The sequence below is a fragment of the Microcoleus sp. Pol7_B2 genome (genome assembly GCF_036701035.1).
In the GTDB taxonomy this organism is placed as follows: Bacteria; Cyanobacteriota; Cyanobacteriia; order Cyanobacteriales; family Microcoleaceae; genus Microcoleus.
On record NZ_JAUBQB010000007.1, the window covers coordinates 57,193 to 82,571 of the forward strand.

Genomic DNA, 25,379 nt, shown 5'->3' on the forward strand with positions numbered 1-25,379 from the left:
AGCGGACTGAGGACAGAGCTAATTAAAAAAAGACAAGTGACAGTGTAAAAATGACAGTTACCAATTACCTATTACCTATTACCTAAAATGCAAATGGCCAAAGTTCTCGGCACAGTTGTCAGTACCCAAAAAGAGCCGACACTGAGAGGATCGAAATTTCTACTGCTGCAATTCATCGATGAGGAAGGTTCGCCAGTTCCCGGCTATGAGGTAGCCGCTGACTGTGTGGGCGCTGGTATAGATGAATGGGTTTTAGTAACCCGAGGCAGCGCAGCCCGGATCGCGCCCGGAAGCGAAAACCGTCCGATCGATGCTCTAGTAGTAGGCATTATAGATACTGTCAATGTAGAAAACCGCCTCATTTACAGTAAAAAAGACGACCCGTACGGCTAGTTGCAACCGTTAGCAGTTAACAGTTAGTGGAAAAATAACTAACAACTAACAACTAACAACTAACAACTAACAACTAACAACTAACAAAAAATTTTTCAGCTTAGGAGAACTTAATTTATGGCAGTCCGCAACGTTGCGGCTCCCCCGACGCCTTGGTCGAAAAACTTGGCTGAGCCCCAAATTCACGACACCGCCTTCGTACATTCCTTTTCTAATATTATTGGGGATGTGCATATCGGTTCTAATGTGATGATTGCCCCCGGGACATCTATCCGCGCCGATGAAGGCACTCCTTTTTATATCGGACAAGGAAGCAACATTCAAGACGGAGTAGTGATTCACGGCCTAGAACAAGGCCGAGTCACAGGAGACGACGACAAATCCTATTCTGTGTGGGTGGGGAAAAATACTTCCCTCACCCACATGAGTTTAATTCACGGCCCGGCATACGTGGGCGACAACTGCTTTATCGGCTTTCGCTCTACGGTGTTCAATGCCAGAGTGGGGAACGGCTGCATTGTCATGATGCACGTACTAATTAAAGATGTGGAGATTCCCCCCGGTAAGTACGTACCTTCGGGAGCCATCATCACTAATCAGAAGCAAGCCGATCGCTTGCCTGACGTTCAAGATTCTGACATTCAATTTGCGACCCATGTCATCGGCATCAATGACGCTCTGAGAACGGGTTATCGCTGCGCTGAGAACATCGCCTGTCTAGCACCAATTCGCAACGAGCAAACTAAAAACCCAAATATGACTCAAACCAAATATTCTACCCATGCCGGCACCCAATTGAGTTCAACTCTTGCCGATAGCATCCGCAATTTACTAGCTCAAGGATACAGCGTGGGAGCCGAACACGCCGACGCACGCCGCTTCCGGACCGGTTCTTGGCGCACTTGCGGCCCGATTGCCTCAAAGCGCGACTCTGAAGTAATCGCGGCTTTGTCAGCTTGCATGGCCGAGCACCAAGGAGAATACGTCCGCTTGATCGGGATTGACACCAAAGCCAAGCGCCGCGTACTAGAAGAAATCGTCCAAAGACCGGGAGACAACGGCTCTAACGGTTCAAACGGTGCGAAAACTCACCAATCTAACGGTAAAGTTGCACAACAAGGTTCACACCACAATAGCAGTTCCGTGTCAAGTGGAAAATTGAGTGCCGAAACAGTGGCTCAGGTTCGCGGCTTGCTAGCTCAAGGCTACAAGGTGGGGACGGAACACGCCGACGCCCGCCGCTTCCGCACCAGTTCTTGGCAAAGCGGGGCTTCGCTGCAAGTCAGAAACGAATCTGAGGCGATCGCCGCTTTGGAAGCTGTGATGAATCAGTACCCAGGCGAATACGTGCGCTTGATCGGGATTGACCCGAAAGCTAAGCGACGCATAGTTGAAGAAATTATTCAGCGTCCCGACGGCCCAGTTGCTCAATCGGCTAAGCCTGCAGCAACCTCGGGATACAAAGCAGCTTCGACTGGTTCCGCCAGCAGCGGAAGTTTGACCGGCAAGACGATCGACCAAATCCGCAACCTGCTTTCCCAAGGCTACAAAATTGGCACGGAACACGCCGACGCGCGCCGTTTCCGCACCGGTTCTTGGAGCAGTTGCGCCCCGATCTCATCCAACCGCGAATCCGAAGTGATTTCTGCCCTCGAAAGCTGTCTCAAAGAACACAGCGGCGAGTACGTCCGCTTGCTCGGCATCGACTCCAAGGCGAAGCGCCGGGTACTCGAAGAAATTATCCAACGACCTTAATTTGCCTGGTAATTAGCCTGTTTCTTCCGTTAAGCCCTCGCACTGGGGCAAACGGGAGAAACCCAAGCGGATTGAAGTAGGATTTGAGATAGTTAAAAAGCTCGAATGAGAAATGTTGGTCAAAATCTAGAATCTTCGGAAAGTTTCTATAAAACGTTAAAGCATCAAGATTCTCAGTATTAGTAAATTATCGTTTCTTAGATTGACATGGTTAAATTTATCAGTCGAGAAAATCCATAATTTAAAGTCGTTTTATCGAAAAAAATAGCTCCTTTCATGGTGAAGTCGAATGTATTTATCGCCACTGCAATTAAGTAGCAACTCTCAGATTTTGATGAGTGGCGATGTAGTTGTGAATGAGGGTGCGGCGATCGCCCCTGGAGCAATCCTGCAAGCAGAGCCGGGCAGCCGGATCTCGATCGCCGCCGGTGCCTGTATCGGTATGGGAGTTATCCTTCACGCCCGTGAAGGTACTCTGGAAATCGCGGCGGGCGTTATTCTGGGTGCAGGCGTGCTGGTGGTAGGTGCCGGAAAGATCGGGGAAAATGCCTGTATTGGCGCCGGGACGACCCTAATCAATCCTTGTATCGAGAAAATGCAAATTATGGCAGCAGGTTCTCTAATGGGAGATAACAGCCGCCAAGCCGCCGCAGAAGAAGCAACCGCAACAGCGCCAACAGCAGCGCCAACATCACCAGAAACCCCCGAAGCCACTACGCCACCAGTGGATCGACCGATCGAGCCGATCGAGCCGATCGAGCCGCCACAACCCGCCCAAACACCGCCTAAAACTGCGCCGGAGACTGCCCCAGAGCCGCCGGAATCCACTGCCGCAGAGCCGCCCCAGCCAGGGGAAATCCCAACTATTCTGTACGGTCAAGCTCACATCAATCGGCTGTTGGGGACGCTGTTTCCGCACCGGCAAGCTTTTAATCGACCGGAGGAAAACGGCCAAACTCTATCGGGCGGTTCCGGGTAGCCGTCATTTCCGCAAAAGGCAGCTATGCTGAAGGCAGAAAGATCAAATATAAATAGGTAATCTCATATTATTGGTAGCTCAGCAATTGGTAAGGCCTTGCCGCAGCAATCTGTGTCTTGTAGCTCGTGCAGTCTGTCTTCTCATCTGAGAAACTATAAACTATCAACAAATTTTTATTTTGGGAAGTTTCTAAGGGTAATAGAAGATGGACGGACAAACAGATCGTAACAGTCACGAAGAGCGATCGCAGCGCCAGGAATACTTCAAAGACACTGCTTTGGGTTTGGTATCCACCAAGAGTTTTCCGGCAATTGTGGGGACTGCTGACATGATGCTGAAGTCGGCAGGAGTGATTTTAGTAGGATACGAAAAAATTGGTTCCGGCCACTGTACCGCGATCGTCCGGGGCAGAATTTCGGATGTGCGTTTGGCTGTGGAAGCTGGAGCTCAAACTGCCGAACAGTTCGGGCAGTTTGTTTCTAAGTTGGTAATTCCTAGACCTTTGGCTAATTTGGAAGTGGTTTTGCCGATCGGCTTTCGGCTGACTGAACTTTCGGAAAAAGGCAGTTATTCTCGGCTTAGCAATCAGGCGATCGGTTTGCTCGAAACCCGGGGATTTCCGGCAATGGTCGGTGCTTGCGATGCTATGCTCAAATCCGCAGACGTACACTTGGCAGCTTACGAGAAAATTGGCGCCGGCTTGTGCACGGCAATTATTCGCGGTGCAGTTGCAGATGTAGCAGTAGCCGTAGAAGCGGGGATGTACGAGGCTGAGAGAATTGGCGAGTTGAACGCGGTGATGGTAATTCCCAGGCCTTTGGAAGATTTGGAACAAACTTTACCGCTGGCGAGTTGCTGGATCGAGCAGCGTAAACCTGTGATGATGCCCGTGTCGGTTAAGGAAAAGGAACAAGAATTGATCGAACTTCCAGATTTGGAGAAATTGACTGTTTATGTGGAAGAGGAAATCAATCGGTAATTGGTAATTAGGCAACAAAAGTTTGTAGAGACGTACTACCGCAAATACTGAGACGAAGTTTGTCAAAAAAATATAGAGTTTACTCGGTAGGACTGCTGGCAACAATTTATACAGAGTAGCGGTCTCAAACTTAATTTGCCGATCGAGCCGCTCGCCGCCGCATCAAGAGACACAGAGCACCAAGTAAAACTAGACTTTTGAGAGCAAGTCGATCGTCGGGTAAACTATCGAACTGACTAATAAGTAAATCCAGCGGACGTGCAGAGCCTTTCAACAGGATTTAACTACTGTTAAAATAAACCACAAATTCTGTTTAGGGTAGATTTCCGGGAATCATTTAAGAGTTACTTTGACCGCAGGTGGATGCTCTTTCAACAGATTAACGGCTGTCGAACTCCAGACTGACTGCACAGGAATCAACCCCCAGAATCAAGCAATCCTGAAAGTGGACCTATGAACCTCAAACAATTTTACAAGCGCGGTTTGCACCGCGCCAAGAAAGGAAACTATGAAGCGGCACTTGAGGACTTCGATCAGATACTGCAACTCAATCCCGCCGATGCCAAAGCCTATAACAATCGCGGTTTGGTTTACTATTACATGAAAGACTACCAAAAAGCGATCGCAGACCTCAGCCAAGCCCTAGATATCAACCCTCATTTGTTCGAGGCTTACTTGAATCGAGGCAATGCTTGGCGTCATCTCGGAGAACACGAAAAAGCCATTGAGGATCTAAACTGTGCTTTAGCAAATAAGCCTAACAGCCACGCTATCTACAACAACCGGGGCCTTGTACTTGCTAATTTAGGAAATTACGAAGAAGCAATAGAAGACTACAATCGAGCTCTATCTATCAATTCCAACAATTATAAAACCTATTACAACCGGGGGCGCGCTTACTACCTTTTGGGAGAAAAAGAGGCAGCAACAGAAAACTTTAACGAAACGCTGCGGTTGAATCCAAAATATATCAAAGCTTACATAAATCGCGGTCTCTGTTATCACCAATTAGGAGACAATACGCAGGCGCTGGCAGATTACAACACAGCACTCGCGATCGATCCACAAAATGTTTATGCGTATTATAACAGAGGTTGCGTTCGCTATAAATTAAAACAAATGCAGCTTGCAATAGAAGACTTTGACAAAGCCGTAGAACTCGATCCGAACTATGTTAAAGCTTATCTCAACCGGGGTTTAGCGCTGTATAAACTTGGAGATATTACGGCAGCAAATAAGGATTTCTACCATGTAATGTGCATTAATGCTGAAGCTTATTTATACTACCAAGCACAGAGGTGTACGCCTGATATTAATTCGTACTTCAAGGAAGCGCCACAGGTCGAACTTAATAATGCTGCAGAATACTACAACACAACATTAAATACGATGTCAACTTCCTTAAGTTCAGCAGCATTAAACGCGGTCTGGAATCAAGAAGATTTGGAGAACAGAGACTCGATTATCTGTGAAGGTGAATTTATTAATGATTGATTTAGTCAGTAATCAAGGCTCTTCGGTACTTAGTCGGCTAAAATGTTACAAGAATATCCAATTGTAGCACACTAAGTACGGAAGCTGCATAAACATTAACTGAAACTAAAGGATTGCTATATCATTCTGATTGTTGATTATCCGTCTCTCGCCAACTGTTGGAGAACTTGTAACTCTACATCCATTGCTATGCCTCACTTATAGCGTTTTTATCTTTTCACGCTTTTATTTTAATACTCCGAGAGTGACAGAAAAGAGGTAAGGTTCGGTAACGCCATTCAAGATTTTAAGCTCAGCCGTTCTCCGGCAAGGGGAACTTCAATTTCCGTTTAACACTTGAACAATGGAATCAGTAAGTTCCTGAAAGCTTGCTCTCTCAAGCCGCGGGACAGCAGCGAGGGCTAGGTTCTCTTCTATATGTTTTGGCGCTTTCATCCCTACAAGGGCACTCAGGAGGCCAGGGGCGCTGCGGGTATATTGGAGCGCCCGCTGGCAGTCTGTCCGCAAGCTTTCGCCAAAGGCAGAAGCAATCTTTTCTGGGATCTGACCGATAACCTGCGCTTCACAGATCGACCTACTGGCGATCGCCCAAATGCCTAAGCGATCAGCAGCTTCCAATACTGAAACTTGTTCTCCTTCGATTGTTTGAGTTGGAGTTAGCACCGCTTCCGGCATCCCCATATTCAAAGGAAGCTGGATAAACCGAAACCCATCCTCTTTGTTCCCAGCTACTTCCCGAGCAATGGACTTCGCACGCGCCAGATCGATATGGTACTTTTCAGTTGGAGGTACGCGAAAAGCATTCCAAGTTGCCACACCGTAATTAGCAATTTTTCCAGCTAAAACCGCACCTTCAAGTACCTCAAAAACCTCTCGCAACCGATTGTAAAAAGTATCGGGTTCAACTTTAGAAAGTAGCTTTTCTGGATTGTGAAGATAGTAGACATCGATTGTCTCAATGCCGAGGTTGGCGAGGCTCCAATTAAGCTGATCTTGAATGTATTCTGGGTGGATGCAGTAACGCTCCTCAGCCAAATCTGCCATGCTGACAGTAGAGTTGTTTGGCTCGACGTACTGCTGATAAAACCACTCTACATGGTTGGGAGTTGGATGGGGAACAACGCCGCCTTTCGTACAGATAATTAGTTCATCTCTTGAGGCTTCTCCCGATTCCAGGAGACGCCGGATAGCCTTTCCGACACTCCGCTCTCCGTACTGGAAGCGGTAGTTGATTGCTGAGTCAATTACGTTGGTACCTCGCCGAACCGATTCAACTACAGCTTCCGCCACCAGAGTGTCAGTATACTCATCTGGTTCCCCAAGGTAGGTGCCAATTCCAATCGAGCTGGCAACGAGCGAACCAGTTTCTCGGAAGTGATCGGCTGCACAGTTTTTTTTGTGCCGTTCCCTGTAACGCCCCGTTCCTTCTGCGGTAGCTCTGCCTGCGATCGCGATCGCATTACTACTTCCTAACATAAAAATCTTTTGCCTTCTGTTAAATAAACTAATCAGGATTTCCGCAAGTCTAAGTGATGCTTGATTTAAAATTCTCCTCAAAGTGAGCCAGGTAGAAACGCGATCGCTCGCGCCTCTACATTTTTAGACCAGATGTTTGGGAGCCTCTATTAACTGGCGATCGACGAGATAGGAAAAATAAGTCCGAAACAAACTCGCATCCGCTTGCGGGCAGATAATGTCCGTTCCAGAAAGTCCCTTCAACGCCTTCTGGCAATCGAATTGCAGCGTGGCAGATTTAGCCATTTCTGCTTCCGAAACTTTTTCCGAGAAAAGACCGACAAGCGGATACAACGCATTTTCTGGAGAATATCCAGCACGATTGATTATTTCTGCTTGCCAAGTCTCAGAAGAAACTCGTTTGATATGATAACCCATTGAGCAAATCCAGCCAAGCAATTCACTCATTTGAAAGGACTGAGGGTTGACTAAATGAAAAGTCTTTCCGAGCAATTCTTTTTGCCTCGAAAGATGAACGATCGCTCGGCTCACATAGTCAACAGGCGCTACATTCATCAGCTTATCGTCATCGGGCGCACATCCAAGTTGCACGCAACCAGCCATTAACCTGTACAGTAAGTCACTGGGATTGCAGGCCCCTGTTTTGCTGTCCCCAGAAATGCGGCCTGGCCTGTAAATGGTAACAGGAATCCCGCGAGCGCGCGCCACCTCTACTAACTTTTCTGCCACCCATTTAGTCTGAGTGTAAGCGCCTTTGAGACTCTCTCCCGGAGTGAGTTCATCCTCCTCTCGCACCACCTTAATTCCAGATTCTCCCATTGCCGAGAAAACGGAAATCGTAGAAATTAAATGGACTGGTTTTAGCTTACTTTGACTCGCCAATCTCAGAACTTCCTGCGTCCCCAAAACGTTAGCGGGTTTGAGAACCGAGTAGGGATAAGTAAACTTGACAAACGCGCCATTGTGGTAAATGACATCAATTTTACTGGCTAAAACTTGGAACAGCTCCTCGGAAAGCCCAAAAAGTGGTTGAGACAAATCTCCAGCAATTGGGATAATGCGATCGCTGCTGCTTTCATCCCAAATTAAATAGGACTCGAGGCTGCTTTGAATCCGCTTTTTAGCTGATTCTGAATCCGCAGAACGGACTAGGCAATAAATTTCTGCTTGAGTTTGTTGCAAGAGATCGCGGAGTAAAAAGGCTCCCAAAAAGCCCGTCGCCCCTGTTAAGAAAATGCAAGCTGGTTCAGTTTTTGGCTCGCTCAATGGAGTTACAGGGCGAATTGCCGGATCTAAAACAACTTCAGCGTTAATATCGAAACTTGCAGTGCGATCGCCCGCAGAATCCGCCCCATGCTTCACCTCAATATTCTTTGCTAAAGCAGCAATGGTAGGCGCTTCAAAGAAACGGCGCAAGGGCAATTCCTTTTGGAAAGCATCTCTTACCTTTGCTAGCAACTGAGTAATCAGTAATGAATGTCCCCCCAAATCAAAGAAATTGTCATAAATCCCCACTTTTTCCAGCCCTAGCAGCTCCGCCCAAATCTCAGCAAGCATTTTCTCAATGGGAGTGCTAGGAGCGACAAAAGTATCTGCTAAATCGGCTCTCGCCACCTCCGGCGCTGGCAGCGCCCGCCGGTCTATTTTTCCATTAGCAGTGAGGGGCAATGCTTTCATTACGACAAAAGCAGAAGGAACCATGTAGTCGGGCAGTTTTTCTTTTACAAATGACCGCAGATCGTTAATAGCGATCGCTGATTCCCTCGCGGGTACAACATAGGCCACTAAGCGCTGGTTCCCCGGTTCATTTTCCAGTAGCAAAACTACTGCTTCGCGCACAGCGGAATGTTGAGATAGCGCTGCTTCTATTTCCCCCAATTCAATGCGGAACCCTCGCAGTTTAACTTGGCTGTCGATCCGTCCTAAAAACTCAATATTTCCGTCCGGCAAATACCGAGCCAAATCTCCTGTTTTATACAGACGCGCTCCTGGTTCGGCGTCGAAGGGGTTGAGGATAAATTTTTCTGCGGTTAATTGGGCTTTGTTTAGATAGCCGCGAGCTAAAGAAGCACCGCCGATGTATAACTCGCCGGACACGCCAATGGCAACTGGCTGCAAGTGCGAATCAAGTAAATAAATCTGCGCGTTATTGATAGGGCGACCGAGAGGAACTGTCTCAGAAATGCAATTTTCTCGGTCTTTGATGGGATAAGCCAGCACGCCTACGGTGGCTTCTGTTGGCCCGTAATGGTTGAAAACTAAACAGTCTGGGGCGTATTTCTCAATAGTTTCGAGCAAATTCCAACTTAAGGCTTCGCCCCCAAGGATTAATCGCTTTTTCGGCAAAACCTGCGCCGGATTAGAAGCGGTTAATAAAGCTTTTAGATGCGAGGGAACGATTTTGAGACAGTCAATGGAATGCTGCTGAAAGTAAGCAGCGATCGCCTCTGGATCGGTGGCTCGTTCCTGGGAAATTATGTGAAGGCTTCCTCCCGTACATAAAGCTGGAAAAATTACTGTATTTCCTAAGTCTGCTGCTAAGGTAGAAACGGTGGCGAAACTGCCACCTGATGGCAGGTTTAGCTGTTCCTGAATGCTGTAAAGGTAATTGACGAGCGATCGGTGTTCAATTGCCACTCCCTTTGGCGTGCCAGTGGAACCGGAAGTATAAATGACATAAGCTAAATTTTCAGGAGAGAGAGGAGGAGAGGGAGAGGGGGAAACAGAGGGAATTTCTGCGTCTAAGCAAAGGATTTTTGCCTGAGTTTTTGGCAGGTTTTCGATTAGCTGTTGTTGCGTTAATAGCACTGCCACTCCGGCATCCTGCAACATCAAGGCGAGGCGCTCTTTTGGCATGGCCGGATCGAGTGGCAAGTACGCGCCGCCTGCTTTGAGAATGCCGAGCATTCCGGCGATCGCCTCCACAGATCGCTCAGTACAAATTCCCACTAATTCTTCGGATTTTACTCCTAAGTGTTGTAGGTAATCAGCGATTTGGTTGGCGCGGGCGTTGAGTTCCCGGTAAGTGAGCTGCTGATTTTCACAGATAACCGCAAGGCGCTCTGGTACGCGCTCCACTTGTTGCTCAAATAGCTGGTGAATGCACTTGTCTTTTGGGTAATCTTTCTGTGTTTGGTTGAACTCAACTAAGACTTGGTGGCGGGCGATATCGCTCAGAATTTCCAAGTCGCCGAGAGCGGTTTCTGGGTGATTAGCTGCACTTTTTATTAAGGTGTAGAATTGATCTGCCAAACATTGGATCGCTGGTTCCCCTATCAAGGCCGGATCGTAGTGAAACTCAGCGATGAGAGCATCCTCTCGGCGCACGCAGGAGAGTTTAACTTTGAAGCGATCGCTGCAGACATATTGCTGGTAAATTGAAAAATCTACGCCAGCCGCCGCATACTTTTCTAGTTGTTCCTCAAACTCAAAACAAAATGGAAATCCAGCCGAGCCGTTTATATCTTCCCGGTTGAAATATTCCTGCCATTTATAAGCATCGCTTTGGGATTGCTGAATTTCCTGCCAGAATTCCTGAAAGGTAAAATTTTCTTGCAGTTGGCTGCGAAGCGGTAAAAACTTGGCAAATAGACCGAGTGCTGGCTCTAATTCTTCATATTTGCGATTGTCGAAAGCGGTGCCCATAATGATTTCGGCCTTTCCCAACCCCCGCCAGAGCAACGTTTTCCAGCAAGCTAGAAAGAAAGCAGATATTGAGGTATCATAGCGACGGGCGATCGCTTCTATTTCTTCTAGTAAACTCAGTTCTATTTTAACCTCAAAAAAATTCGGTTCAAATGGATCGGACGCGCTGCTATTTTTATTTTCAAAAGGCAATTTTAAACTCGCTAGCGCCGAGTAATCCCGATCGGTCCAATATTGTTTGCCCTCTGCCGCCTCTTCATCCTCAATCAATTCATTCTGCCATTCCGAATATTGGACATATTGCACCACTTCGTCGGTCAGTTCCTCACCTTGCAAGCAAGCTGCATAACACTGGCTAATTTCTCGAATTAGATTTTTGAGGGTGCGCGAATCGGCGCACAGGGAAGGAAGGCTGATAAGCAAAATGTGCCTGTTTGCTGATAGAGAAATTAAGGATAAGCGCCAAATTGGATTTTGTTCAAAGTTGAAAGCTGAGCGCTTTTCGCTTTGAAAAATTTCAGGGAGTTTAGCCGCTTGTTCTGGCGGGGTCAAGCATTCGAGATTAACGCTCTGCCAGGAAATTAAGCTGCGATCGCCGATGACTTGAATCGGAAATTTAATCCCAGAACGTCGCTGAAAGCTCGTCCGCAGAATTTCGTGGCTATCGCTGACTTTTTGCAGCGCTGCTTTTAAGGCATTTGCTTGGAGATTGCCCTCGATCGAAATCGCACATTGCGCGCGATAAGCGGGACTATCTTGTTGCAACAGCCACAGATATTTTTGTTGAGGAGAAAGCCGAAATCCATTAATTGTTTGCATTGGTTATATTGCTTTATGTTTTAGGATCGCCAGGGACTTAAGTCCAAAGCTTATAGCTCAAGTCCGTTAAAACTCACATCTTGTACCATTGTCAAGAACAGGCAAGATGCCTGTTCCACAATAAATTTTATGTCTTGTGGAACAGGCATCTTGCCTGTTCCTAAACAAGTAATTGAGAATGGTGCAACATCTCAGTTAAAACAGACTAGGGGAAAGGCGTTGAAGTGGCGACTACTGGCAGTTATAAATTCATACCAGAGTCGGATAAAGCCGAATTTGGCGGGATAGAAGTCAGCTTTTAAATCTCTGCTTCCCCGATCATTTCGCCCATCGCTACCACAATTTTGCGCGACCCGACAAATGGGTTCCGGCTGTGAGCAGCCAACATATTATCTAACATTAATATGTCGCCAGCTTCCCAAGGAAAACTAACTGTTGCCTGCTGATAGACTGCCTGAATTTCTGCCATTACCGAGTCTTCAATGGGAGTGCCGTCGCCGTAATAAACATTGCGGGGGAGGTTCTCTTCTCCAAAGACAGATAATAAAGAGTTGCGGACGGCCGGATCTAAGCAGGAAATGTGGTGCAAGAGCAGTTGGTTAAAAAATACCATCTCTCCAGTTTTGGGGTGCTTGGCGATCGCCGGCCTCCGCTTGCTAGTTCTGAGCTTATTTCCGTCTTTCCACTCAAATTCTATGCCCGCTTGACGGCAATATTGTTCCACCTCTGTTTTCTGCGCCGTTTTGAAAAATTCTTGCCAGCTTACATCGAGTCCATCGGTGTAGTTGCGGACGTACATCAGTTGCTTTTGGGCGAATTTTTCTCGGAGTTTGGGGTCGAGCAACTGGTAAACTTTCCGACAATCAACGATCGGGGTTTCGCCGCCTGACTGCGCGGGTTGAACGCAGAAAAACCAGATTTTCATTGGCCAGCGGTGCAGGTGCGAACTTTCGCTGTGAAAGAAGATAGTTTGCTCGGCGGGATAAGGGGTCGAACCGTAAACTTTGCCGCCGATTCCTTCGCGCGGCAAATCTCCGTACTCGCCGAACAGTTCCGGACAAATCCCCAAGGCGAACTGCTCGAAAGTAGAAACTAAAGGCTCGGTGAAGCCTCGAAACAAAATTGCACCGTGTTGCTGCAATTTTGTCTCGATCAAAGTTCGGTTGTTTTTCGCCCAATCAATGAGATCGACATCGCTGGCAGCGGGTTTAACGACTAGCGGCAATAGTTCCCCAGGCTGGAGAAATTCGGTTTTTATCAACTCGCCGTCTGGCAGAGTGACTACTTTCGGTTTAACACTCTTAAACTTGCTAAAATTCAGCTTTTCGCGCTTGACTTCTTGCATGACTTGTTGTTGTTTTTCCGCTTCTGTGATAATTTCTAAGTTATTTAACCGAGTCTCAGGCTCCGCCACAATGCTGTTGAGTAAGGTTTCAAAACGGCTGGACATTTGCTCGATGGCGGCGGCATCGAAAAGGTCAGTATTGTACTTCCAAGTGCCTGCAATTCCTTGCTCGGTTTCTCCGACGAAGAGAACTAAATCAAATTTCGCAATTCCGCTGTCAAGTTCTAAGGGAGTCAAAGTTAACCCGCCTAGCTCTAAAGCAGGCATGGGCATATTTTGCATGACGAATAAGACTTGAAAGAGCGGTGTTTGATTCAGGCTGCGATCGGGCCGCAATTCCTCCACCAATTTGTCGAATGGTAAATCCTGGTGAGCGTAGGCTTTTAAGGTGACTTCGCGCACGCGATCGAGCAATTCTATGAAAGTAGGATTGCCGCTGAGATCGCCGCGCAAAAGCAAGATATTGACAAAGAAACCAATCAGAGCCTCTGTTTCCAATTGGGTGCGGTTGGCGAGGTCGGTGCCGACCACCATGTCATCCTGATTTGTCGATCGATATAGCAGCGTTTCAAGAGCAGCTAGCAACGTCATAAATAGGGTGACATTTTGTTGGCGGCTCAGCTTGTTGAGCCCTGCAGAAAGGTTTGGGGAAAGCTGGAAAGGTTGAAGGGCAGCGCGATAGGTAGAAACAGCGGCGCGCGGTTGTTTGGCAGGCAGTTGCAGCACTGGTAAGGGATTGCCTAAGTGTTGCTTCCAATAGGCAAGTTTTTCTTCTAAAACTTCCCCAGAGAGGCAGTTTCGCTGCCACACGGCATAATCGGCGTATTGGATTGCAAGTTCGGGAAGTGGGGAGGGTTTGCCAGTGCAAAAAGCTTCGTAGAGGGTTGCCATTTCCCGCACGAGTACCCCGAGGGACCAGCCATCTGCCACGATGTGATGGATGGTTAGCAATAAGATAAATTCTGTGTCGCCTAACTGTAGCAAAGTGACTCGCATTAATGGCCAGTTTGCTAAGTCAAAAGGTTGTTGCGCTTCCTCGGCGGCGAGCCGCATGGCTTCTGCTTCTCGCTGAGATTGAGGAAAGTGCTGCAAATCTATAACTGAGAGGGCGAAAGTAGGTTCGGGAATTATCAACTGAATCGGCCACCCTTCCACCGCGCCAAATGTTGTCCGCAAGGCTTCGTGGCGATTGATAACTGCTTGGAAACTGCGCTCTAATGCTGTCACGTCGATCGCACCTTTCAAGCGCACGGCTGCGGGGATATTGTAAGCCGGATCGCCCGGTTGCAACCGATCGAGAAACCACAGCCGCTGTTGTGCGAAAGAAAGGGGCAATTCTGGGCCTCGCGGTGCGCGATCGATGGGGGGTGCTTCGAGTTTTTGCTCGCTGCTGCTGATTTGGGAAATGCGCGAGCTCAAACTTGCCACTGTTGGCGATTCAAATAAGACGCGCAGGGGCAATTCAATTTTAAACGCTTCTCGCAGGCGCGCGATCGCCTGAGTGGCTAATAGGGAATGCCCTCCCAATTCAAAGAAGTTATCCTCGCTGCTAATTCCCTCGATGCCTAACACTTCGGTCCAGATGCCAGCAACCATTTCCTCCACAGGCGATCGCACCGCAGAGATCGCGCTTTTTTCCGGTGCAGGCAGCGATCGGCGATCGACCTTGCCATTCGGCAAAAGCGGCAGCGCCTCCAGCAGCACGAAGGCTGAAGGCACCATATACTCGGGCAATTTTTGTTTTAAATCGCCGCATAACTCATCTGCAAGGTTCGACGATTGAAATTCTGAAACACTGTTTTCTGCCTTGTGCTCAGCGATATAGGCGACTAGGCGCTTGTTGCCGGGGTTATCTTCCCTGACGATAACTGCCACCTCCCGCACGGCTGGATGTCGCTCCAATACAGCCTCTATTTCTCCTAGTTCGATGCGGAAACCGCGAATTTTTACCTGGCGATCGATGCGCCCTAGAAATTCGATCGTTCCATCGGGAAGCCACCGCCCTAAATCTCCGGTTTTGTACATTAAATCTTTGTCAATTCCTGGCAGCGGTTTTGCCGTATTTGGAAAGGGATTTTCAACAAAGCTTAATTGAGTATTCTTTTCATCTTTCCAATAGCCCTCGCCGACGCCAAATCCCGACACGCAAATCTCTCCCGGCACTCCGACGGGCACTAACTTCATCTGAGAGTCGAGGATGTAAAGATTTAAATTGGCGAGGGGTTGGCCAATGGATAGCGATCGCTGATTTTCCGGCAAAGGTTTTTCAATAATTGCCTGCGTAATATCGTCAGCCGCTTCTGTAGGGCCATAAGCATTGACAACGCCGATAGAGGGATACAAACGCAACCACTGATTCGCCAACTCTACCGAGACGGATTCTCCCGTTACCATCATCCATTTTAAATTGGGGAACGCTCGTTGCTGCGGCGATAATTTTGAAAGATAGTCTGTCAATCCTCGGACAACGGTGGGAACGAGTTCGACGAGGGTTAATTTGTGTTTTTTAATGACCTCACACAATTTTTCTGGATTGTAAATTGTTTCCGCGTCGGCAATTACGGTTTTTCCGCCAATTAAAATAGGCGCTAAAAATTGCCAAACCGAAATATCCGATGAAGCGGGAGCGCTTTGCAAAAAGGTAAATTCTTCAGTCAATCCGAGCGCCTCAAATTGGGCGTAAATGTGATTGATCGCGCCGCCGTGTCGGATAATAGCTGCCTTGGGCAATCCGGTGGAACCCGAGGTATAAATTGCGTAAGCTGGATCGGTGCCGCGATTGCTAGTTTCTAGATTGGCGGCAGGCAGTTTATCGAAATCGCGGCGATCGCATATCTGAACCTCGGCGGCGGATCTCGCCGCGCCCTCCGGTTTGACATCTAAACAAGCCAAATATTTTAACTGAGGGCAATACTCGATTTGGCTTGCCAAAATCTCTAAAAATGAAGCGTCTGTTAAGAGAATTCCCACTTCGCTGTGAGAAAGCATATAGCGAATTCTCTCCGGAGGATAAGTGCTCTCAATGGGAACGTAGACTCCCCCCGCCTTTAAAATAGCGAGAATAGCGATGAGAAAATTCGGACTCCGTTTTTGCAGAATTCCCACCAGTTGTCGATTTTTGACTTTTAAACTCTGCAAAAATCTGGCTAGTTGATTCGCTTTTGCGTTCAGTTCGCGATAAGTTAACTGAGTTTCTTCAAAAACAACAGCTATGCGATCGGGCGTTTTTTCGACCTGGCTTTCAAATAAATCGTGAATCGTTCGCTCGACAGGATACTCTCTAGCATTGTCGTTAAAACTTTCTAATATTTGGCGGACTTCAGATTGACTTAAAAAACTAAGATCCGCAATTTTCAGGTGAATGTTGTTGGTAACGCTTTCCAAAAGATTGATATAATGTGATGTCAGTCGTCTGATGGTTTCATCTTTGAAAAGCAAGCCGCTGTACTCAATTTTGCCGACAATCCGATTGCCATCGACTTTCAAAGCAATTGTTAAATCATTGCCGAGTTCCGCGACATCGCTTGCAGAGTGAATGTTTTCCCATAAGACGGCTACGTCAAAAATTGGACAGCGGCTCTGAGTTTCGGAAATTTTTAACAACCGCACTAATTCAGCAAACGGATAATTTTGGTGGCTGTAGGCCGCGATCGCAGTATCTTTGACTTGCAGCAGAAACTCTTTGAAAGTCAATTGAGGAGTTACAGTGGAGCGCAGCGGAACCACTCGATTAATTAAGCGAGCGCTTTTTTCTGGGTTATAAATCGGCGAGCCGACAATAACATCGCTATTGCTAGTATATTTGTGGAGCAGTATTTTAGCGGTAGCGAGGAGAATTAGATAAATTGACAAATCGGATTTTGTCGCCAACTTAAAAATCGCTTCAGACAGTTGGCTCGACAGTTCAAATGCGACCTCTCGCTCTTTGCCGCTATCTAGCACAGGTCTTACATAATCGGCTATCAAAGTTGTCTCCGGCAGTTCCCCGGAAAGCTTGTTTAACCAATAAATTTTTTGAGACAACAAGTTATCTGAAATGGGGGTAATTGGTCTGATTTGATTCGCTACGGCTATCATCGATCGTCTCCTCACATTTTAAAAATTGGAAAAAATTAGAGTAATTAGGAATTCAAGCAATCGGACAAGGCTTGTTGCAAAATCGCACAGCCTTTTTGCAGAATTGACCATTCGATAGTCAGGGGAGGCAATATTTTTATAGCCGTATCATTTCTCCCAACTCTTTCCACAATTAATCCCAACTCGAAACACCGCGAAGTGACTTTTTTAGCAAAACTAGCAGCGCCAAATTTTTCAAAATCGATGCCCCAAATTAAACCAATTCCTCGGATATCTATTTTTTCGTCGATCGTGGCAATTTCCTCCACCAGGAATTTTTGTAAAAAGAACTCTTTCAATTGGACTTCGCGTTCGAGATGGATATTTTCTCGATACTCTAGAGCAGCGGTAGCTCCTACGAAAGCGAGTTGATTTCCCCGAAATGTACCCGTATGTTCGCCCGGTTCCCAAATATCCAACTCAGGTTTAATCAACAAAAGCGACATCGGAAATCCGTAACCGCTGATCGATTTGGAAAGGATTACCATATCGGGAACGATATTAGCTCTTTCAAATGAGAAGAATGGCCCTGTCCGCCCGCAACCCACTTGAATGTCGTCGCAAATTAATAAAATGTCGTGGCGTGAGCACAAGTCTCTGAGTTGTTGCATCCACTCGACGGGCGCGACAATTACTCCCCCTTCAGCTTGCACCGTTTCAAAAATAATTGCCGCTGGTTTTTCGATTCCAGAATTGACATCATTTAGGACGGCTTCGATATACCCTATGGTATTAAAACTTTCCATGAACCCATAGGGATAGGGCATAAAAGTTACATTATTTGATGTTACGCCTGCCCCCGCTCTCGCTGCGATATTGCCAGTCGCAGCTAAACTGCCTAACGTCATGCCGTGATAGGCTCCCATAAATGAGAAAATTCCCGGTCTTTTCTTGATTTTTCTGGCTAATTTCAAAGCCGCTTCAACGGCATTCGTTCCCGTTGGGCCGCAAAACTGAACTTTATAATCCAGCTTTTTCGGTTCTAAGACAGACGAAAAGAATTTTTCTAAAAATTCTTTTTTGGCTGAGGTGTGCAGATCTAATCCGTGCGCGATCGCGTCCGATGCCAGATACGCTATTACCTTCTGCTTGATATAGTCATTGTTGTGCCCGTAATTCAGCGCCCCTGCCCCTGCTAAAAAATCGATATATTCCGCTCCTGTTTCGGAATATATGATAGAATCTTTTGCCCGATGGAATATATCAGGAAAATTTCTGCAATAGCTTCTGACATTAGACTCGCGACTTTCAAAAATATTTGCTGGTTGACTTGGCTTTTGTAGGGCGATGCGATGCATGGCAACTTTCTCACTCTAGTTAATTTGTTAGTTACGCGGCGGACAATTCAAAATTAAACGTTACTTCTCTTTCCAGACTTAACGTTATGGGATACTCGCGATCGATCGGCAAGAGCAAGTCCTTCAGGAGCGCATTTGGTTGCGCTAAGATGCCCTGAATCAATCTCTCAAAATCCTCCAGAATCTGAGTAATTGTGGCTAGCTCGAAGCGGCGGAAATCGTAATTGATGCCGATGCAGAACTTTAGATCCGGATACACGGCAACAGTCAGGGGATAGTTAGTCTTGTAAAAATTCGGCGCATTGGAGAAAATCGTCGAGTTCGAGACTTCTAGATCGCCTTCCCATTTTTCCAAGAGTGAATCCACTGGCGCGTTTTCATACACCAAGATACTCTCGAACAAAGGACTGCTTCGCGGCACTTGGCTCCACCCTTGAATATCAACTAGCGGACTCCACTCGTACTGGCGCATTTCCAGTAATTGTTCTTGAAGCTGCCTCAGCCAAACTAGCAGAGATTTTTCAGAAGCTACCTCGATCCATACGGGCAAGCTGTTAACAAATAGCCCAATTAGCGGCTCGTCTTGTAGTAATTCTAGTGGGCGTCCCGCCACTGTACATCCGTAGACTACTTTGCGATCGCCACTGTAGTAACTGAGCAGCATCGCCCACGCTCCCTGAAAGATCGTACTCAATGTAAGCTGGTGCTGCCGCGAAAAAGATTGCAGCGCTGCTGTAGTTTCTGGCGATAAATAGATTCTCTGTTCGTCGTATTTTTCCTCGGAATTGAAGGCGCTGCTAGCATCTAGATTGGTGAGGGAAGTAGGCGATCGCAATTCTCCGAGCGCTTGCCTCCAGTACGTCTGAGCTTTTGCTACGTCTTGTTTTTGCAACCATTCGATGTAGTCTCGGTAGGGAATGCTGGGCCCTAAATCTACCTTTTTCCCATCACAAATTGCCTCGTAAATTTGAAGCACTTCCGCGAGGATCGTGGGGATTGACCAGCCATCCATCACAATAAAATGTCTGCTCCAAATAAATTGGTAACAGTTGTCAGCGAGGTGAAACAAAGTCAGGCGCATCAAACACTCTTGGGAAAGGTCGAACCCTAAGGCGCGATCGTTCTCCAGAAAAGTATTTAATTGCTCCTCCTGTTCCCCAGGATTTAGCCCCCGCCAGTCGCGTTGCTCTAAGGGAACTGTTACTTGCTGATATACAACTTGTAATGGTTTGTTGATATCTTCCCAGAAAAAGCCAGTCCGCAAACTCGCGTGTCGGTTCGCTACTTGCTGCCAAGCGCTAGAGAAAGCATCAACGTTGAGATTGCCCCGCAACAAAAAGGGCATTTGGAAAAAATACAGTCCCAATTCCGGAGCGAATAAGCTATGAAAGAGAATGCCTTTTTGAATCGGTGAAAGTTCGTAAATATCCTCAATGTTTTCTAGTTTCATGAATTTTTACCTGCGTTGGTTGATTTTCGTTAAGAAGCGATCGAGGTCTTTTTGACTCAAATTTGCTTTTGGGAAGTCAGAAGGGGTGTAGGTTCCTGCTTCCGCAGCCTGACAGTGGGCAGCAAGCGATCGCAAATTATCCACAAAATCTTTAGCTAGTTTTTCGATGGTGGTTCGTCGGTAGGCTGCTTCGCTATACCTCCACTCTAGTTGCAGCCTATTTTCTCGCACGCCGGAGTCAATTGCGATCGGATAGCGCCGATTTCCTAGCAGGCTGCTGCGAGCACTTTCTACTAGCTCAAACGCAAAAGATTCAGGCAAAATCGGATCGAATTGCTCGCGGTAGTTAAATCTAACCTGCGATCGCTCCAAAGCTTGCAGGTGCGCCGCTACTTCTGCGTCATCGCCTAAATAGCTCAGTACCCCGTAGCCAGCGCCTCGATTGGGTACGCCCCGCACCTGCTCTTTAATCGCCTTCAAAGCTTCCCCGGGCCCAGAAATTCCCTTCAAAATAAGCTGCACCGGGAAAATCGCCGCAAAGCAGCCAATAGTGCGCGACAAATCGATATCTTTGGCAAAAATTTCTCGCCCCGAAGCCTCCAAATCCACCAGCAAGGAATCCGCTTTCGTCCATTGATTAAAAGTTTGCACCAATGCAGTCAGCAATACTTCGCTCGTTTGGGTTCCATAAGCTGCGGGAACTTTTTGCAGTAAAGTGCGAGTTTCTTCAACATCGAGCGAAACTAATAGAGCGTTTTCCAGATCGTTGCTTGGAGAATCAACGGGCACTTTCGAGACTTCTTGACGCGCAGCGAGCCAGTAATCTCGCTCTTGCTGAATTTGTGGCGATTTGGCGTACTCTTGCAGAAATTCTGACCACCGTTTAAAAGTTGCTGTTGTGGGCGGTAATTCTACGGATTGACCCTGACTGATCTGCGCGATCGCCGCTGAAAGTTCCTCTAGCAAAATTTTCCAGGAAACGCTATCTGCCGCCAGTTCGTGAATCGTTAATAGCAGGCTAGTGGGCCGATCGTTTCCCTGGTTAAACAAAGCCACTCGCCAGAGAATTCCCTCGGCTGGATTCAAACTTTCTTTCAGCTCGGCCGCAGCGGTTTCTAAAGCCGTTTCTCGTTCGCTAACTGGCAACGCCGATAAATCGATGTATGAGAAAGGTTCGGTTTTAATTTCATCTAAACTACCATACATTTGCTGCCAGCCCGATTCTGTATGGAGAAATCGCAGGCGAAGAATGTCGTGGCGATCGAGCAATTTTTGCACCGCTTGCTGCCATAGTTCAGGAGCGATTGCCGAGTCGGTTTTAAATAAAAAGCTCTGGCATTTGCCGGAATTTTTTTCTTCTAAAAATTCCTGCTGTATGGGGAGAATACGCAGCAGTTTTTCCGCCGTCTCAATTGTGCCTGCAACGGCTGCAAGCTCCGCCACAGTGGGACACTCAAACAGTTGTTTGGGCGTTACGCGCAAGCCGGATTGATTGATTTTGGCGACGATGCGAATGCTTGATATCGAATCTCCGCCTAACTCGAAAAAGTTATCATAAATTCCTACTTTTTCGACCTCTAGCATTTGCCCCCAAATCTGGGCGATAGTTTCCTCGGCAGGCGTGCGAGGTTCTGCGAAAGTTCCTTCTAATTTCGCTCTGGCACTGTCGGGTTCTGGGAGCGATCGCCTGTCTACCTTTCCGTTAGGAGTTAAAGGCAAACTTTTGAGCGTTACAAAAGCCCAAGGCACCATGTACTCAGGCAATTTTGCCGCTAAAAAACGGCGAAGTTCGCTGCTGCTTGGTGCTTGTTTCTGATTAGAAACAAAATAAGCCACGAGGCGCTTTTCACCAGGCGCATCTTCCCGCGCCACCGCTACAGCCTGCGCGATATCTGGATGCTGCCCTAACGCTGCTTCAATTTCTCCCAATTCTATGCGGAAGCCCCGGATTTTTACTTGACTGTCAATTCGCCCGATGAATTCGATGTTTCCGTCTGGCAAATAACGAGCCAAATCCCCAGTTTTGTACAGCCGCGCTTCCGGCGCACCGAATGGGTTCGGAATAAATTTTTCTGCTGTCAATTCGGGGCGGTTGAGATAGCTCCGCGCCAGACTGCTGCCGCCGATGTGCAGTTCCCCAGGCACGCCTACTGGCACTGGCTGCAAATGGGAATCCAGTAGATAAATCTGGGTATTTGCTATAGGTTGGCCGAGTGGAACTGTCTCGGAAATTCCTTTCAATTCCTCGCCATACACTTGATAGGTGAGTACGCCCACCGTCGCTTCTGTTGGCCCGTAGTGATTGAAAATCAGGCAATCTGGATTGATTTTACGAACCTTTTCAATTAGCTCCCAGCTTGCAGCTTCACCGCCTAAAATTAGCCGTCTTCGTGGCAAAATAGAGTCGGCGACAGAAGAAGTTAAAAGAGCAGCAAGGTGCGAGGGAACAATCTTGAGGCAATCGATAGAATGGCGGCGGAAATATTCACCCAGCGCTTCTGGATCGGTTGCGCGCTCCTGGGATACTATATGCAGGCATCCACCGGAACAAAGTGCCGGGAAAATCGCTGTATTGCCCAAGTCTGCCGCGAAGGTAGAAACGGTAGCAAAACTGGCACCTGATGGCAAGTTTAATCTTTCCTCAATACTGTGTAGGTAATTGAGGAGTTGCCGGTGTTCGATCGCTACTCCCTTGGGCGTGCCAGTGGAACCGGAAGTATAGATGACGTAAGCTAAATTGTCAGAAGAGGCGCGAGGCGTGTAAGAGGCAGAATTAGTGGGAATGTCTGTATCGATGCAAACAATATTTACCTGAGTTTTCGGCAAGCTTTCAGCCAGTCGCTGTTGCGTTAGCAGCACCTGCACTCGGGCATCTTCTAGCATGAGTGCCTTGCGATCTGCTGGGGTTGCCGGATCTATGGGTAAATACGCGGCTCCTGCTTTGAGAATGCCTAGCATTCCTACAATTATTTCTAAGGAGCGATCGGCGCAAATTCCGACAATTGACTCTGATTCAACTCCCAAGTTTTGCAGGTGATGGGCGAGTTGATTGGCGCGATGGTTGAGTTCTCGATAGTTAATTTGTTGAGTTTCAAAAACTACAGCAATATTATCAGGAGTGCGCTGGGCTTGTTCTTCAAAAAGCTGGTGAACGCATTTGTCTGTCGGGTAATCTTTCTGGGTTTGGTTGAACTCGACGAGAAGCTGGTGACGATCGCGATCGCTGAGTATATTTAATTGACTGATGGGTATTTGTGGATTTTTTAAGGCACTTTCTAACACAGCCTGGAAGTGTTGTGACAAGCGCTTGACATCTTCAGCTTCAAATAAAGCCGAATCGTAGCGAAACTCGGCGATTAAGCAATTGCCTCGTGAAAGGCCCGAAAGTTTAAGTTTGAAGGGCTCTACGCAGGCATCTTGCCGATCGAGGAAAAATGAAACGCCAGACTCGCCATATTTCTCTGGCTTTGTTTCATACTCAAAGCAGATGGGCAAAAAAGCGTTACTTTTATCGGATTCTAGAGTTTCTTCCCAGGTGAAATATTCTTGCCAAGTGTGAATATCTTTGAGATTTAGCTCAACTTGCTGCCAAATTTTTGCAAAACTGAATTCGTCTTGCAAGTCGCATTGTAGTGGTAAATAGGTACTCAACAGCCCCAGCGATCGCTCTAATTCTTCATATTTCCTGGCGTTTCCAGTTACGCCGACGATCGGGTTTGGCTGTCTGGTAAGCCGCGCAATCAGAATCTGCCAGCAAGTCAGCAGAAATGTAGAAATATCGCTTTGGTATTTTTGGGCGATCGCTTCCAGGCTGTTCAACAAATCACCCCGAATTTCCACCCTTTCTACTTGTGGCTGAAATTCCGCTTCTGCATTCTTCTTTTCCCAAGGAAGCGTTAATAAATCCAAAGCTTCAATGTTCAGCTTTCGCCAGTATTCTTGGCCGCTTGCCGTTTCTTCTGATTCGAGTAACTCATTTTGCCACTCAGCAATATCGGCATATTGCATTGACTCATCAGAGAACTCTTCCCTGCACGCGCAGGCTGAGTAGGAAAGACTGAGTTCGTGGGTGAAATTTTTCAGGGTGGCACTATCTGCAATTAAGGCAGAGAAGTTCGCCAGCAATAGGTGCTTGTCTTGGGCGAGAGTGACTAGAGAGATGTGCCAAAGTGGGCCGCGCTCAAAATCAAAAGCAAGCAGACTTAGTTGCTGAAAAAGCGCTTCAATTTTAGATTCTTGTTCTTCGGGAGACAAACCGCTGAGATTGTGTTCCGAGATAGGAACTTCACCAGTGCTGGCGATCGCTTGCAGGGGTAGTGTCATCCCAGGCAAGCAGTGAAAGCTAGTCCGCAGGATTTCGTGCCGATTCATGACATTTTGCAGCGCACTTTTAAGAATCTCTCGATCGAGGTTTCCTGTAATTAAAATTGCACCTCGAACGCGATATATCTGTTTAGGATTATTTTGCTGTAACTCCCACAGGTGCCGTTGCTGTGGAGAAAGTCTAAACCCTTCAATTGTTTCCTTTTGCATATCTACTGTTCCTTTCATGGGTCTAAATGTCTTGACAGCTAAACGGTTCTGCCATCCCGACAACAACTCGACGCGAACCATAGAATGGGGTACGTCCGTGCGCGGCTAGCATATTATCTAGCAGCAAGACATCTCCTTCTTCCCAAAGGAAAACAGTTGTTTCTTGCTGATAGCAGCGACGAATTTCGTCTAATATAAAATCTTCAATGGGCGAGCCATCGCCGTAATAAGCATTGCGGGGTAAATCTTCCTGTTTAAAAGAAGTTAAAAGCTCTTTGCGAACGACGGGTTCGAGATTGGAAATGTGGAAGAGGTGAGCTTGATTAAACCACACCATTTCCTGCGTTTTTGGGTGCTGGGCGATAGCTTGACATATTTGCCGAGTTCTCAAGCGATCGCCACTTTTCCATTCTAACTCAATTCCCGCTTTTTTGCAATACTCTTCTACCTCAATTTTGCTATCAGTATTGAAGACATTTTGCCAGGGTAAATCTACGCCGCCACCGTAATTTCGCACATACATAACCTTTTTTTGGGCAAACTTTTCTCTAATCTTTAAATCCAGGCTTTCAAACACTTTGCGGCTGTTAGCAATCGGGGTTTCTCCTCCCTGTTCAGCTTTCTTGACGCATAAAAAAGCGATTTTTAGTGGCCAATTTAGAGAATAAGCCATTTCATTGTGCAGTGGGATGAATTGCTCGGCAGGATACTCGGTGGAAGTGTAGATATTTCCACTCACCTGACTGCGCGGAGTCGAGCGAAAAGAATATTCCAACAAGTCGCCAGCAATAGTTTGAATAAACTGCTCGAAGCCATTCACCCCACCGACTTCAAAGCCTCTAAAAAGTATTCCTCCGTGCTTCCATAACTGCGTTTCAATTGATGAGCGATTGTTCTGTGCCCAACCCGCAAGATTTAATTTTTCTACTGTTGGCTGAACAACTAGAGGTAGAAGGTTTTCGGGCTGGAGGTAGGCGGTTTTGACTAATTCCTCTGAGGACAGGCTGACGGCTTTGCGCCTAACTGCTCCTAACTTTTGGGAATTGAGATTCTTTGTTTCTGTATTTGTCATAGTTTGTGGTTTTGTGAAAATTTTA

At 47.2% G+C, this 25,379-nt stretch carries 12 protein-coding genes; 5 read left to right on the forward strand and 7 right to left on the reverse strand.

Annotated elements, in window-relative coordinates; genetic code table 11:
* The first annotated feature begins 87 nt into the window (after nucleotides 1-87).
* From QUA57_RS04695 to QUA57_RS04715, 5 genes are all read left to right on the forward strand, one after another.
* Complete coding sequence (locus QUA57_RS04695; protein ID WP_006635057.1) at nucleotides 88-393, forward strand: EutN/CcmL family microcompartment protein; 306 nt, start codon at nucleotides 88-90, stop codon at nucleotides 391-393.
* 117 nt (nucleotides 394-510) lie between these two features.
* Entirely contained in the window at nucleotides 511-2,148 is a 1,638-nt protein-coding gene (locus tag QUA57_RS04700) for a ribulose bisphosphate carboxylase small subunit (protein WP_333059769.1), read from the forward strand.
* Between the two features lie 289 nt (nucleotides 2,149-2,437).
* A complete protein-coding gene (locus QUA57_RS04705) occupies nucleotides 2,438-3,127 on the forward strand; it encodes a carbon dioxide concentrating mechanism protein (protein WP_333059767.1) in 690 nt (229 codons plus the stop codon).
* Nucleotides 3,128-3,332: 205 nt separating this feature from the next.
* A complete protein-coding gene (locus tag QUA57_RS04710) occupies nucleotides 3,333-4,106 on the forward strand; it encodes a carbon dioxide-concentrating mechanism protein CcmK (RefSeq protein ID WP_006635054.1) in 774 nt (257 codons plus the stop codon).
* A 453-nt stretch (nucleotides 4,107-4,559) separates the two neighbouring features.
* The gene (locus QUA57_RS04715) at nucleotides 4,560-5,600 is read left to right on the forward strand and encodes a tetratricopeptide repeat protein (RefSeq protein WP_333059764.1); all 1,041 of its coding nucleotides are present in this window, start codon (nucleotides 4,560-4,562) and stop codon (nucleotides 5,598-5,600) included.
* A 318-nt stretch (nucleotides 5,601-5,918) separates the two neighbouring features.
* On the opposite strand, the gene QUA57_RS04720 is transcribed toward QUA57_RS04715, so the two are convergent.
* From QUA57_RS04720 to QUA57_RS04750, 7 genes are all read right to left on the reverse strand, one after another.
* Nucleotides 5,919-7,076, reverse strand: coding sequence for an aldo/keto reductase (locus tag QUA57_RS04720; protein WP_333059762.1), 1,158 nt, complete (start codon nucleotides 7,074-7,076; stop codon nucleotides 5,919-5,921).
* 123 nt (nucleotides 7,077-7,199) lie between these two features.
* Nucleotides 7,200-11,540 carry an amino acid adenylation domain-containing protein gene (locus QUA57_RS04725; RefSeq protein WP_333059760.1) on the reverse strand — a complete coding sequence of 1,447 codons (4,341 nt, stop codon included), beginning with the start codon at nucleotides 11,538-11,540 and terminating at the stop codon, nucleotides 7,200-7,202.
* A gap of 298 nt (nucleotides 11,541-11,838) precedes the next feature.
* Nucleotides 11,839-16,962, reverse strand: coding sequence for an amino acid adenylation domain-containing protein (locus QUA57_RS04730; RefSeq protein ID WP_333059758.1), 5,124 nt, complete (start codon nucleotides 16,960-16,962; stop codon nucleotides 11,839-11,841).
* A 44-nt stretch (nucleotides 16,963-17,006) separates the two neighbouring features.
* Nucleotides 17,007-18,299 carry a diaminobutyrate--2-oxoglutarate transaminase gene (gene ectB, locus QUA57_RS04735; protein ID WP_333059757.1) on the reverse strand — a complete coding sequence of 431 codons (1,293 nt, stop codon included), beginning with the start codon at nucleotides 18,297-18,299 and terminating at the stop codon, nucleotides 17,007-17,009.
* A gap of 31 nt (nucleotides 18,300-18,330) precedes the next feature.
* Nucleotides 18,331-19,749: a condensation domain-containing protein gene (locus QUA57_RS04740; RefSeq protein ID WP_333059755.1), complete on the reverse strand. Its 1,419-nt coding sequence runs from the start codon at nucleotides 19,747-19,749 to the stop codon at nucleotides 18,331-18,333.
* Nucleotides 19,750-19,755: 6 nt separating this feature from the next.
* Nucleotides 19,756-24,363 (reverse strand): amino acid adenylation domain-containing protein, encoded by a 4,608-nt coding sequence (locus QUA57_RS04745; RefSeq protein WP_333059754.1) that lies wholly within the window; start codon nucleotides 24,361-24,363, stop codon nucleotides 19,756-19,758.
* Nucleotides 24,305-25,354: a TauD/TfdA family dioxygenase gene (locus QUA57_RS04750; protein WP_333059752.1), complete on the reverse strand. Its 1,050-nt coding sequence runs from the start codon at nucleotides 25,352-25,354 to the stop codon at nucleotides 24,305-24,307. Before QUA57_RS04750 ends, QUA57_RS04745 begins: the two co-directional genes overlap by 59 nt.
* Nucleotides 25,355-25,379: the final 25 nt, after the last annotated feature.